The sequence below is a fragment of the Nocardioides sp. Root682 genome, from assembly GCF_001427795.1.
In the GTDB taxonomy this organism is placed as follows: Bacteria; Actinomycetota; Actinomycetes; order Propionibacteriales; family Nocardioidaceae; genus Nocardioides.
The window spans coordinates 264186-277337 of the sequence record NZ_LMHJ01000004.1 but is presented as its reverse complement, the minus strand read 5'-3'; the positions used below and the strand labels follow the sequence as shown (position 1 = coordinate 277337).

At 70.7% G+C, this 13152-nt stretch carries 10 protein-coding genes; 3 read left to right on the top strand and 7 right to left on the bottom strand.

The window, feature by feature from the left end; translation table 11 throughout:
• The first annotated feature begins 138 nt into the window (after positions 1-138).
• Both ASD84_RS22090 and ASD84_RS22085 read left to right on the top strand, forming a co-directional pair.
• Positions 139-2205 carry an acyltransferase family protein gene (locus tag ASD84_RS22090; RefSeq protein WP_056715685.1) on the top strand — a complete coding sequence of 689 codons (2067 nt, stop codon included), beginning with the start codon at positions 139-141 and terminating at the stop codon, positions 2203-2205.
• 82 nt (positions 2206-2287) lie between these two features.
• On the top strand, positions 2288-3721 hold the full coding sequence (locus tag ASD84_RS22085; RefSeq protein ID WP_056715682.1) for a polysaccharide pyruvyl transferase family protein: 1434 nt from the start codon (positions 2288-2290) through the stop codon (positions 3719-3721).
• Here the strand turns inward: ASD84_RS22085 and ASD84_RS22080 are convergent.
• Positions 3705-5120: a bifunctional cytidylyltransferase/SDR family oxidoreductase gene (locus ASD84_RS22080; RefSeq protein ID WP_056715680.1), complete on the bottom strand. Its 1416-nt coding sequence runs from the start codon at positions 5118-5120 to the stop codon at positions 3705-3707. The genes ASD84_RS22085 and ASD84_RS22080 overlap by 17 nt on opposite strands.
• A gap of 200 nt (positions 5121-5320) precedes the next feature.
• Here ASD84_RS22080 and ASD84_RS22075 point away from each other — a divergent pair, with 200 nt between their 5' ends.
• Positions 5321-6259, top strand: a complete 939-nt coding sequence (locus ASD84_RS22075; RefSeq protein WP_156392175.1) for a hypothetical protein — start codon at positions 5321-5323, stop codon at positions 6257-6259.
• Positions 6260-6303: 44 nt separating this feature from the next.
• Here the strand turns inward: ASD84_RS22075 and ASD84_RS22070 are convergent, their stop codons facing one another.
• From ASD84_RS22070 to folP, 6 genes are all read right to left on the bottom strand, one after another.
• Positions 6304-9831 carry a CDP-glycerol glycerophosphotransferase family protein gene (locus ASD84_RS22070; RefSeq protein ID WP_056715673.1) on the bottom strand — a complete coding sequence of 1176 codons (3528 nt, stop codon included), beginning with the start codon at positions 9829-9831 and terminating at the stop codon, positions 6304-6306.
• A gap of 205 nt (positions 9832-10036) precedes the next feature.
• Positions 10037-10627 (bottom strand): hypothetical protein, encoded by a 591-nt coding sequence (locus ASD84_RS22065; RefSeq protein WP_056715669.1) that lies wholly within the window; start codon positions 10625-10627, stop codon positions 10037-10039.
• A 93-nt stretch (positions 10628-10720) separates the two neighbouring features.
• Positions 10721-11206, bottom strand: coding sequence for a DUF3180 domain-containing protein (locus tag ASD84_RS22060; RefSeq protein WP_082573956.1), 486 nt, complete (start codon positions 11204-11206; stop codon positions 10721-10723).
• 24 nt (positions 11207-11230) lie between these two features.
• On the bottom strand, positions 11231-11800 hold the full coding sequence (gene folK, locus ASD84_RS22055; RefSeq protein WP_056715664.1) for a 2-amino-4-hydroxy-6-hydroxymethyldihydropteridine diphosphokinase: 570 nt from the start codon (positions 11798-11800) through the stop codon (positions 11231-11233).
• Entirely contained in the window at positions 11797-12228 is a 432-nt protein-coding gene (gene folB, locus ASD84_RS22050; protein ID WP_235531201.1) for a dihydroneopterin aldolase, read from the bottom strand. The genes folK and folB overlap by 4 nt, the downstream gene beginning before the upstream one ends.
• Positions 12225-13103 carry a dihydropteroate synthase gene (gene folP, locus ASD84_RS22045; protein WP_056715661.1) on the bottom strand — a complete coding sequence of 293 codons (879 nt, stop codon included), beginning with the start codon at positions 13101-13103 and terminating at the stop codon, positions 12225-12227. The genes folB and folP overlap by 4 nt, the downstream gene beginning before the upstream one ends.
• Positions 13104-13152: the final 49 nt, after the last annotated feature.

Here is a 13152-nt window from a genome sequence, read left to right as displayed (position 1 = left end):
GAGGATCACCGGATCGAGCCGACCTGGCTGTACCGTCGGGCGCGACGAACCTCGGCAATCTCGGACGGACCAGTGAGACAAGCAGAGACGGACCAGGCCCCCACCAGTGCCTCTGCACCCCCTCGGACAACCGGCTCGGTGACCACGATCCGGCCCGACATCGAGGGGTTGCGCGCCCTGGCGGTCGGATCAGTGCTGCTCTACCACGCCGGCCTGGCCTGGGTCCCGGGCGGATTCGTCGGCGTGGACGTGTTCTTCGTGATCTCCGGCTTCCTCATCACGTCGCTGATGGTGCGCGAGATCTCCCGCACCGGACGACTCGATCTCGCGAGCTTCTGGGCGCGTCGGGCGCGACGCCTGCTCCCGGCGAGCACCCTGGTGCTCCTCTTCAGCGGACTGGTCACCCTGCTGTGGCTGCCCGTCACCAGCCGGAAGGACTTCGGCGGGGACATCGTCGCCGCCGCGGCGTACGTGGTGAACTGGCGACTCGGCTACCGCGAGGTCGACTACCTCGCGGAGGACGTCGGGTCCTCGCCGGTCCAGCACTTCTGGTCGCTCGCGGTCGAGGAGCAGTTCTACGTCGTCTGGCCGTTGTTGATCGCCCTGGTCGTCGCACTCACGACCGTCGCCCGGCGCAAGCGGGCGTTGTTCGCGACCATCCTCGCCCTGACCGTCGCCTCGTTCTGCTTCGCGATCCACTACTCCGCGGAGCAGCCCGGCCTGGCGTTCTTCGTCTCGACGACCCGCCTGTGGGAGCTCGGAGTCGGCGCGCTGCTGGCGATCGGATGGCCACTGGTGCTGCGAGTGCCGGCCGCTGCGCGCGCCGCGGGCGGCTGGATCGGGGTCGGCGCTATCGCCGTGGCCGCCGCGACCTACGACCACACGATGACCTGGCCCGGCACCGCCACCCTGCTCCCGGTCCTCGGTACGGCGGCGGCCATCGCCGCGGGCGGAGACCGCATGCTGCGTCGCCCCGGGGTGGGTCGCCTGCTGGGGCTGGGCCCCGTTGTCTGGGTGGGCGGGCTGTCGTACTCCCTCTATCTCTGGCACTGGCCCTTCCTCGTCGCCGCCGAGGGCTTGTGGGGTGACCTCAGGGTGCGCCAGTCGCTGCTCGTCGTACTGGCGTCCGCGGTTCCCGCCTGGTTGTCCTACCGCTACGTCGAGAATCCGCTGCGCGTCAGCCCGCGTCTGGCCCCGACGCGGTCGGCGCTGTGGATGGGAGCCGCCGCCTCGTCAACTGCTGCCGTCGTCGGAGTGGCGGTGATCGCATCCTTCGCGCTGGTCGACACCGGCAGGCTCCCCTCGAAGGAAGAGGCGCCCGGTGCGGCCGCCCTGCAGGATCCCCGCTTCGCCGGGGTCGACTGGACCACGGTGGACAGCGTCGACGCGATCCGTCCCTCGCCGCTGGCGCCGGACCGCCCGGACATCTACACCACCCGCGAGTGCATGCCCGAGCCGCTCGAGGACCGCTTCTCGGCCTGTGAGTTCGGAGCCGTCGACAGCGACCACACCGTCGTGCTTGTCGGGGACTCGAAGGCTGCCCAGTGGTTCACGCCCGTGAAGGAGCTCGCCGAACGTGCGGGCTGGCGGATGGTCTTCATCGGCAAGGACGGGTGCCAGTTCGCCAACGTGATCCGGCCCTACGTCGGCGGACAGCCCAGTCCCACCTGCGACCGCTGGAGCCAGGAGGCGCTGCAGTGGATCATCGACGAGCGCGTCGACGTCGTGCTGACGGTGACCCGCTTCAGGGATGCCCTGCGGCCGGGCCAGGACGTCCAGGAGACCCAGACGCGCGAGGCAATGGTCGACGGCCTCGTCTCGCACTGGCGAGACGTCCTCGCCAGCGGGGCCCGACTGGTCTCGATCCTCGACACGCCCGGACGGCCCGGCAGCAACGTGCCCGGCTGTGTGCAGGAGCACCGTGACCAGCTGACTGCTTGCGGCTATCCGCTCGCCGGGCGCCTCGAGCGGACGGGCGCGCCGGCGCAGCTGGCGGCTGCGAAGCGGTTGCCGGAGGCCGCCATCGTCGACATGACCGACGTCGTGTGCCCGGGCGGGGCCGTGTGCCCGCCGGTGATCGGCAACGTGCTGGTCTACCGCTCCGGCACCCACCTGTCCGACTCCTTCGCCGAGAGCACCCTCGACCTGCTGGGTGAGCGGATCTCCGAGGCCACGGGCGGACTGTTCGGGGCGGCGCCGGACTGACGGTCCTGCGAAAGCGGCGCGGCAGGCCGGTCGTGAGAGGATTTCGGCCGTCCCCGACGCTCGCCGAAAGGTTCGTTCCCGCATGTCTGCTGCACCGTCCGACCGGCCACGCATCCTGACCGTCGGCGCCTACGAGCGGGACAACTTCGGCGACCTGCTGTTCCTCCTGGTGACCGAGAAGTACCTGCCCGGCACCCAGATCGTCGCCGCCGCACCGTTCGCGGCCGACATGACGGACCTGCTCGACCGCAAGGTCGTGGCCTTCGGGGACCTGCTGCGTGAGCAGGAGTTCGACGCGGTCTGGTCCGTGGGCGGAGAGATCGGCGGGACCACGGTCGAGTCGGCGTACCGCATGTCGATGCCGCCCGAGGTGTACGCCGGCTACACCGACGCTCCCTACGCCCGGAAGCGCGAGATGCTGGCCGAGTCGGTCAACGGCGCACCGATCGTGGCCGGCTACATCCCCACGCCGGGTGCCTTCCCCCTGAACGCGGGCGCCACCACCATCGTGAACTCCGCCGGGCTGACCGGCGTACGGTCCCGTCCCGTCCACGTGCGCGAGGAGATCCTCGACGGGCTGCGCCGGGCGGATGCCGTCTCCGTGCGCGACACGACTTCGCACGACTTCCTCAACAGCGTCGGCGTCGACAACTCGCTCGTCCCGGACGTGGTCCACGCGATCGGAGCCATCGACCCGTTCGACCGCGACCCGGATGCCGACAACGTCGTCGTCCAGGTCTCCAACGCGATCCTCCGCCAGGTCGGCCGCAAGCGGTTCGCGCAGGCCCTCGCGGAGAGCAGGAACCTCGACGGCCTGCGGATCCGCCTCCTCCTTGCCGGTACGGCGACCGGCCACGACTCCTTCGAGGCGATGGAGCAGCTCGCAGCCGACATCGCCGGGTTCGCGCCGTCGCGCGAGGTCGAGATCATCGCCGACCGACGTCCCATGGACCTGGTGGACCACATCCGCCGCGCCCGTGTGGTGCTGAGCAGCTCCCTGCACGTGCGCATCATCTCGGCGTCGTACGGCATCCCTCGCGTCACCGTGACGCGACCCAAGCCGACCCGGTACGCCGCCCACTGGGACGCGCAGATGCCCTACGGCATCGACGTCCCCGACCTCGACGCCGCCTTCGGTCGTGCCCTCGAGATCGGCGAGCGTGACGAGGTCCTGGAGGCGTCGCGGGAGCTCACCCGGCTCGCCGACTCCAACGTGCGTTCGCTGGCCGACCTCGTGCTCACCGCCGCCACCGAGCGAACTCCCGCACAGCGCGAGGAACGGGCGACCGAGCGGATCACGGCGTACGAGCCGCTCCTCGCCCAGCGCCTCGCCTGCGAGCCCCACGAGCACCGGGTCCGCGGCGAGCTCGACGAAGCCCGGCGCGAGCTCCGAGCCACCCGGGCCGAGCTGAACGCGACGCGACGCGAGCTGGACGAGGTACGAGCAGCAACACTGCGGCGGCGCGCCCGCCGGGTCGCGGGCAAGGTCAAGCGGCGGGTCAGTCGCCGAGGCTGAACGGGTCGTCCTTGCGGACGTCGTACACATGGCCGGACTGCTCGGAGATCAGCACGTCGACCGAGGTGTGCGCGACGACCTGCGAGTCCAGCAGGGTTCCCGGCGCCTCTTCACCGAACGCCTTCGTGCGCATCGGGGTACCGGTGCGCTCGGGGTTGATGCAGTTGACCCGCACGCCGGCGTCGGCCCACTCGTCGGCGAGCGCCTGGGTGAGGTTGACCGTCGCGGCCTTGGCCGAGGAGTAGAGGCTGTAGCCGCTGCGGCCACGGGTGTAGGAGCTCGAGGTGAACAGCAGCAGTGAGCCGCGCGAGGCCGCGAGGTGCGGGAAGAACTCCTGGGCGATGAAGATCGGCCCGAGGTAGTTGATCTCGGTCGCGGCGTAGACGGTCTCCTCGCTGGTCTCGAGCAGCTCACCGCGGGGCAGGACGCCGGCCGTGTTGACCACGAAGTCGATCGACCCGGTCGCGGCGATCGCCTGCTTCGCGGCGGCGGCGACGTCGGACCGCCGGCCCACGTCGGTGTTGGTGGTCGACCGGCTGAAGGTGAGCACCGTGGCGCCGTACGACGCCGCGAGGGCAGCGATGTCCGCGCCGATGCCGTAGCTGCCGCCGAAGACGACCATCGTCTTGCCGGCAAGGGCGTCGCGGTAGCCGTCGTCGGTCTTCGCGCGGGGCAGGTCGATCCCGGTCAGCTGGAAGAGCTTGTCGGCGATGAACACGTCGATCGGCTCGGTGACCTTCATGTTCCGGTCGTCGCCGTGCACCACGATGATCGGCTCGTCGGGGAGGTAGCGCAGCACGACGCTGCAGTCGTCGGTGGCGGTGAAGTCCGGGTCGGCGTCGGCGATCTCGTAGGCCTTCGCCAGCACGTCGAGCCGGAAGGCCTGCGGTGTCTGGCCGCGGCGCAGCGACGCACGTGGCGGGATGCTCCGGATCGTGTCGTCCTCCGCCACCTCGATGATCGTGTCCGCCGAGGGGATCGCGACGTCGACGGCCGGGTAGGCGTCGAGCGCGGCGAAGCACTCGCCGATGATCCGCGGCGTCACCAGCGGGCGCACCGCGTCGTGCAGCAGGATCCGCACGTCAGCGCCGCCTGCGGTCGCCTGCAGATGGCTGATCGCGAGCTGGGTCGTGGCGTTGCGGGTGTCGCCGCCCTCGAGGATCGCGGAGACCTTCGGGTACGCCTCGCCACGGGTGATCTCGCGGACCGCGTCGGTGTGGCCCGGCGTCATCATCACGATGACGTCGTCGACGTCCGGGTGGTCGTGCAGGGCCACCAGCGTGTGCTCGAGGAGCGTCTTGCCGGCGACCTTGATCAGCTGCTTGGGGATGTCGAGACCGACCCGGGCTCCCACGCCACCGGCGAGGAGGACGGCCACGTTCTTCACGGGAATCGACATGCCGACAGGCTACTTGTCACCGACCGGCGCGACCGAATGGGCACTACTGGCAGACGCGGAGCTTTCGACGTGCCACTTCCGCCCATCCGGTGCCGGTTTCGACCATCGATGGTCCCCAGCCCGAGCGGAAGCCCCTGGTCCTCCACAGGCCCGCTCGCTCGCAGCCCGGTGCGTCCGTTCGTCTGGCCAGCATCGGCAACATGCCCGACGTCACGCCCTCCCCCACCCGCCGCCGCGGTACCCGCTGGACCTCCCTCGGGTACGGCGTCGCCATCCCCTCCGGACTCGACGGCGACGATCTCTGGTGGGCCGAGCTGGCTGCATGGTCGGCGATACAGCCGGCGTCGTACGCCTTCACGGGGCTGACCGCTGCCCGGGCCCACGAACTCTGGCTGCCGCCGCTCCCCATCCACCTGCCTCATTTCGTCGCCATGCAGGAGTCCAGCGCCCGCCGACGCCGTCCGGCCCTGCGCGTGACCCGAGCACGGCAGGCACCCGCGAAGGTGACGATCAACGGCATCGCCTTCAGCCCGGTGCCCGAGGCCCTGCTCGCCTGCGCCCGTGACCTCAGCCTCCTCGACCTGGTGGTCCTGATCGACAGTGCTCTCCACCTCGAGAAGTGCTCGTTGGAAGAGCTCCAGACGCTGGCGCGGACGTCGCGGCCCGGCTCCCGTTCCCTTCGCGAAGGGCTGCGCTGGGTTGATGGACGGGCGGAGTCTGCCTGGGAGACGCTGTTGCGGCTGCTCCACACTTCATGCGGCATTGCCGTCACTCCGCAGGTCGATCTCCATGACGCCGACGGGCGCTTCCTGGGCCGCGCCGACCTCCTCGTCGACGGGTCCTTCACCCTGCAGGAGTACGACGGCGCCCACCACTTCAGGGACCGCGGCCAGTACAGCCGCGACCGTCGGCGCGACAGTCGCCTCGGCACGAGTGGCTACGTACGCCACGGATGGAGTGCACATGAGCTGCTCCACGACGGCTGGCTGATCCTCAAGGAGGCGCGCTCCGCCCTGGGCCAGCCGATCGGCGTCCAGGACATCCGCCCGTGGTTCGACCTGCTGAACCGGTCGCTCTTCACGCCTTCGGGTACCGCGCTGGCCTGCGCTCGGTGGCAGATCACGCCGGATGGGCAGTAATGGCAGGTCCGGGCCGTTGGACGCTGCCACTATTGCCCATTCCGTCAGGCGTCGGCGGTACCGCCGAAGAAGGCCTCGACCACCAACCGGGCGGACTGGCCGTCCTGGAGGTGGTTGTACTTCTCGTGGAACCGGGCGAGCTCCGGAGCACAGATCCGTTCGAGCCCCGCGAAGTCGCGCAGCAGCTTCACGGCCTCGTCGGCGGTGTCGACCAGCGGGCCCGGGGCGGAGTCGCGGTAGTCGTAGAGGAAGCCACGGACGCCGCCGACGTAGGTGTCGAGGTCGGGGACGAGGAAGATCATCGGCCGCTGGGTCAGGGCGAAGTCGAAACGCAGCGAGGAGTAGTCGAGCACCGCGGCATCGGACGCCAGGATCAGGTGGTTGATCTCCGGGTAGTCGGTGACGTCGAGGAAGCGGGCGGCGCCGGTGCCCGCGGCAGAGGCACCCGAGTGGAACCGGTGCCCGCGCATCAGCAGGACGTAGTCCGGCCCGAGGGCGCGGCTCGCGGCCTCGAGGTCCAGGTGGTGCACGATCTCGGCGCTGCGCCAGTTGGTCGCCAGGTCGTCGCGCCAGGTGGGTGCGTAGAGCACGGCCTTCTGTTCGGGACGGATCCCGAGTCGGCGCCGGGTCTCCTCGCGCACGGTGTCTGCTTCCGCAGAGACCAATACGTCGTCACGGGGGTAGCCGTGGCTGAAGATCGGCCCGTCGTAGGCGTACTCGCGGCGGTAGTGCTCGTCCATCGCCGGCTCGGGGGTGAGGATCAGGTCCCACTCCCCCGACGTGCGCACGAGCTCCAGGTCGATCCGCTTCGGGGTGAAGTTCTTGGCCCGCCACATCCGCAGGCCCATCGACTTGGCCGGGTAGCCGTGGAAGGTCTGCAGCATCTGCTGCCCCGGCTTGCGCGAGAACCACCGCTCCGGGTCGATGTTGAGGCAGAGGTACTTCGCGCTGCCGAGGACGCGGTACCACTCGCGCGAGTTCATCATGACCGGGATGCCGCCGTCCGGCACCCACGAAGCGGCCTCGCTGACACCCCAGTAGATCTTCAGCTCGGGGTGGGTACGACGGAGCTCGTGGTGGATCGCCAGCTGGCTGTCCGTGGCGGAGGCACCGACGTACGACTGGAGGTAGACCGCGTCGGCCTCGAGCGGGAAGTCGGTGGCGTCGTACCAGTCCTGCAGGGCCTGTTGGGCGAACGGCCCGCGGTCCTCGTCGGCCAGCGGGCGCTGCAGCTCGATGTTGCAGTCGCGCTCGAAGCGCATCAGTCGCGACGTGTAGGCACTGCCGACGGTGAACTGGTGCAGCTTGTCGACGGCCGGCTCACCGAGCAGGGCGATCGACGACTGCCCGCCGGTGACCACGGTGACCGGGTAGATGCCCACGGGGACCGGTCCTTCACGCAGGCCCCAGGGGTCGGTGACCAGCCGGAACCGCGCCCGGACCTCGCCGGCCGCACCACTGTCGGCGTCGATCGTGCCGACCACCGTGGCCTTCTGGCCGACCAGCTCGATCCGTACGTCGGAAGGCGGCTCGGCTGCGAGCCACCGACCGGTCACGGTGACGTCGAGGTCCTCGACCACGACGTCGTCGACGACGAGGACACCGGCTGCTTCGAGGACCTCGGCAGCACCACGTGCATCACGGCTGGCCACGATCTCGCCACCACCGACGCCCAGCCACTGCTCGGGCCGGGCCGGCCAGCCGATCGGGTGCTCGCGACCGTCGGCGTCCAGCGCCGTCAGCGACCAGCGGTTCTGCCCGGTCCAGGCCGGCGGGAGGTCCAGCCGGAAGGTCGCTGCTCCGGAGTCGTCCGCGACGGCGGCACGGGCCTGCTGCCCACCCCATGCGGCGCGAACTGCGGCGATCGACAGGCCGGCGGTGTCCAGGGTGCCGCTCAGGACGCGCCCCTCGACCGCGACCTCGCGCAGCCTGGGGCCGGAGTCGGGCAGCACCTGGATCCCGGCGAGCGAGGCGCGGGGGCTGAAGCCGACGAGTGCTCCGGCCACCGGGCGGGGTGCGAGGTGGTCCTCACCCACGAACCCGGCCGAGCCCTGCACGTCGACCCGGGCGATCGGGCCGGACCGGGTCACACCGTCCACGGTCAGGGTGACGTCGAGGAGCCAGGTGCGGCCGACGCCCGCGACACCGGCGGCCCGGGACGCGGCGACGATCTCGGCAGCGGGGACGGTCGCGACGAATGCGCCCCACGAGTTGTCCTGGTAGCGCCGCGACACCATCTGCGGCCCCATGTTGGCCCGGAGGTCGCGGGTCTGGCGCAGCGCCAGCTCGATCCGCTCACCCGATTCCTGGTCGACGAGGGCGCAGGTCGCCTCGGGGAGACCGGACATCGCGACGAAGTCGATCGCGGCGAACACGGTCAGCTCGACGGCGTCGTCGGCGTCCCAGCGCACGTCGCGCAGGACCGCGGAGAGCCGCGTCTCCTCGGCCGACATCTCGAAGAGCTCGGCGGGGATGGCGAGGTCGGCGTCGTCGTGGAAGGGCAGCTGGGCGAAGACCTTGCCGTCGCGTACGACGGTGGGTCGGCTGCCGCCCGTGAACAACCGCGCCGCGGCGTACGACGCCAGCTGCTCACGGTGGTCGTGCTGGAGCAGCCAGATCTTGATTCGCGACTCCGCGGACAGGCTCGACCAGACCTGGTCGTCGGCGGACTCCAGCAACATGGAGACGTAGTCGCGCAGGGTCTTCCACTGGTGGTCGTCGGCGCGTTCGACATCGGTCAGCAGCGGCTGGACCGCGGCGTCCAGGACGCCCCACAGCCACCAGTCGCGCGCGTCCGGGATCCCCGTCTCGATGACTGCCTGCCAGGTCCGCGCATGCTCGTCGAGCCAGTCGTCGAGACCGGAGAGTGCGTCGGGTGCGGATCCGACCCCCACGCCGTCCTTGCGCCCGCTGGGGACGTACGTCGACTGCTTGAGCAGGTCGAACGACGGCGCCTGGCGCAACAGCCCGACGGCGACGTCGGCACCACTGGGCTGGGCATCAGTGAACTGCAGGCCCGAACGCCGCCACAGGTCCGCGGTGAAGAGCTTGTTGCCGATCCCCAGGTCAGTGATCGCAATCGGTGAGGCCGCGAGCGTCGTACGGGAGACGTCGACGTGGTGGGCGGCATCAAAGGGTGCGTCCGGCACCCAGCCCACGGTGGACGGCTCCTTCATCCGGCCGACCACCAGCGCCGAACCAGAGGTCTCGTGCGCCGTGACCAGGCGTTCGATCGACGGCGGCAGGAGGTCGTCACCGCCGCTGATGACGACCACGACGTCGCCCCGGGCAGCCGCGATGCCTGCGTTGCGGGCCGCCGCGAGGGTGGACTCCGCGTGCCGGGAGCGGATCCGGATCCGCCAGTCCTCGACCGCGTGACCCTGGACGATCCCGAGAACCGTGTCGTGGCGGCCGTACGGCACGACGACGATGTCGAGGTTGCGGTAGGTCTGGGACCGCAGGGTGTCCAGGCAGGGCCCGATCCGCGTGGTCTCGTCGTCACTGAGGGGCAGGACGACCGAGACACGGGTGCCGTTGAAGCCGCCCCGGAAGCGACGGGTCGCTCGACCCACGGGCCCTCGCAACCTTCCGGGTCCCGACTTCCCGAGTCGGATCAGGGACTGCTTCGCGCGCGCTCGGTCGTAGGCCAAGAGTGAATCCTTCAGGTACGGCGGACGGTCGACTGGCGGGGGGAGAGGTCGATCCTAACGATCCGACCGATCCACCCGGAGGTCGCCCGACGCGTCGCCCCGGAGAGGCACCCGGAGAGCCGTGGCGTCAGACCGCCTTGCGGCCACTCCCGCGCGTGCGAGACTCCATCAGCTGCCACTCGGCCTGCAGGACGTCCAGCTCGGCCTCGAGCTCGGCCACGCGCACGATCGCCTGACCGGCACGCTCCTCGGCGTCGGTGAGTCGCTCGCCGAGCCGCTCGGCGACCCGCTGGGCCTCCGCCGCCTGGTCGTGGGCGTCCGCCAGCTCCTGGCGGGCGTCGGCCAGCTCCGAGGCGGCGTCGCCGAGGCGCTTCTCCAGGCGGGAGATGGTGGCGTCGCGCTTGGCGAGCCTGCCGGTCATGTCGGCTGCGAACTCGACGTTCTCGGCGGTGCGCACCTCGGTCAGGTCGGCGTACGCCTTCGCCTGGCCGGCACGGTCGCGCGCGGCTTCGTGGCGAATGGCGATCAGCTCGGTGTGGGCGATCTTCAGCGCGGCGGCACCGAGGACGACGGCGCCCGCAGCAGCAACGGTGACGAGCAGCCAGGAACCGGTCACGGCGGTACCCGCGACGGCCAGCGCCGCGAGCGTGAGGAGAGCGACGGCCACCAGGAGACGAGTGGACCGCTGACGACGACGGTTGCCGACGGGGGAAGTCATGTCAGCACGGTATGCCTCAGCGGGCCCATGAGACGGACGACACGCTTGACACATCTGTCACAACAGTCACACGGGTTGCAGCAGGAGGGCGGGTCAGTGGACCTCGGAGTCGTCCTTGCGCACCCGACAGGCCCGCTCGAGCAGCAGCGCCGCGACCATCGCCGCCACCGCGCAGCCAGTCGCGATCAGGGACCGCACGAGCCGCTCGTCGGCCAGCTCGGCCGGGTCGCCGATCCAGCTGATGGCGTAGCCGAGGTACCCGCCGGCCACGAGCGCACCCACCAGGGCACTCGCCCTGGCCAGCACCAGACGGTTGACCGCCTTGTGCGCCTCGAGCCGCTCGCGTCGTACCTGCACGGCCCGGTGGGTCGCCCAGGCGACGTACCCGAGGATCGCGGCGAGCAGCAGCAGCGCCAGCGGCTGGGGTGCCGTCACCAGCGGTGGTACGACGCCGAGCCGCTCACTGAGCGGATGGACCGCCCAGCCACCGACCAGGCCCACCAGTGCCCAGCCCAGCAGGCTCAGCAGCGGGGTGGGCCGCAGGGCACCGTTCCCGGACTCGGGGCCCGCAGCGCTCACTCAGTGCTCACTCAGGCACTCAGGTCACTCGAACTCGAGGGCCAGGTCGGACCGCGGCTTCAGGCCGGTGGTGTCCGCCTTGGCCAGCAGCTCCGAGATCGGGCCCAGGCCCGGGAACTCGGCGTCGGGCTCGAGGTCGCTCCACGGCTGCAGCACGAAGGCACGCTCGTGCGCCTGCGGGTGCGGCAGACGCAGGGACTCGGTGTCGCTGCGGCGGTCGCCGACCGCGATCAGGTCGACGTCGAGGGTCCGCGGCGCGTTCTTGACGTCGCTACGCAACCGGTCGTAGGCGTCCTCGATGGCCAGGGCGCGGTCGAGCAGGCGGTGCGCCGAGAGCGTGGTGTCGATCAGGACCACCGCGTTGAGGAAGGTCGCCGAGTCCGGCGGGCAGTCGACCGGCTCGCTCTCGTAGACGGGCGAGACGCCGGTGACCCACACGTTGGGGGTGTCGGCGAGTGCGTCCACGGCACCCTGCAGGTTCGAGAACCGTTCACCGAGGTTCGAGCCGAGGCCGATCACCACCCGACGAATGGGTCGCATCTCCCCGGTCAGGGTGTCCGCATCGATGATGTTCGGGTTGGGGGTCTCGGTCATGCTGGGCCCTCTGCCTTTCCGGTTCGGTCTCCCGCTGCAGGCGTCTCACGACGACGGGTGACGGTGAGCTGTACGTCGGCGAACGTCGCCTGGATCGGCGCATCCGGCTTGTGCACGGTCACACGCGCCCATTCAACACGACGGTCCAACAGACACACATCGGCAATCCGTTGCACGAGGGTCTCGATCAGGTCGACCGGGTCCCTCGTCACTGCTGCCACTACCTGGTCCACGAGGCTTCCGTAGTCCACGGTGTCGCGCAAGTCGTCCGATGCGGCCGCTGGGCGGGTGTCGACGCCGAGGACGAGGTCGAACTTGAAGACCTGTCCGTCCCGTCGCTCGTGGTCGAAGACGCCGTGATGGGCGAAGCACTCGATGCCGAGGATGCTCAGCTCATCCAGATGCTCATCCAGAGGATGGTCACTCACGCGCGTTCCTTCCCCGTCGCTGCCCGATCAGCGTTCTGAGTGGACCACTGTGCCGCAACTGCGAGGGCGTCGCGGTGGGCGCGCACATCGTGGACCCGCAGGCACCAGACCGGCGTCCCGGCCAGGCCGGCTGCGAGGAGTGCGGAGAGGGCGACTCCGGCCGCCTCCCGCTCGGCGACGGGGCGGGGTGCACCGTCCTCGTCCTCCAGCAGGCGTCCGAGGAAGTTCTTTCGGCTGGCACCGACGAGAAGCGGGAAGCCCAGGTCGGCGAGCACGTCCAGCCGCCGGAGGAGGTCCCAGTTGTGCTGGGCCAGCTTCGCGAAGCCCAGGCCCGGGTCGAGCACGATCCGGTCGTCGGCGACGCCCGCGGCCCGGATGGCCGCCACCCGGCCGGCCAGCTCGGCCCGCACCGCCGCGACGACGCCGCCCTGCTCGTCGTAGTCCGTGAGCTGCTGCATCCGGTCGCTGTGGTCCCGCCAGTGCATCGCGACGTAGGTGACGCCCGTTCGGGCCACCACGTCGAGGATGGCGGGGTCGGCCAGGCCGCCGGAGACGTCGTTGACGACCTGCGCGCCGGCCTCGACGGCCCGCGCCGCGACCTCGGCCCGCATGGTGTCGACCGAGACCACCGCGCCATGGGCGGCGAGCGCCTCGATCACGGGTACGACGCGGTCGAGCTCCTCGGCGAGCAGGGGCCGGGTGGCGCCCGGCCGGGTGGACTCGCCACCCACGTCGAGGATGTCCGCCCCATCGGCCAGCAGCTGCAGTCCGTGCGCGACGGCGCGCTGCGGGTCGTCGTACCGGCCACCGTCGGAGAAGGAGTCGGGCGTGACGTTGACGACCCCCATCACCAACGGTGCCGCACCCGCGCTCATGGGGAGGAGGCTAACGGTCGCGCGGGTCCGTGGATCAGTACGGTGGTGG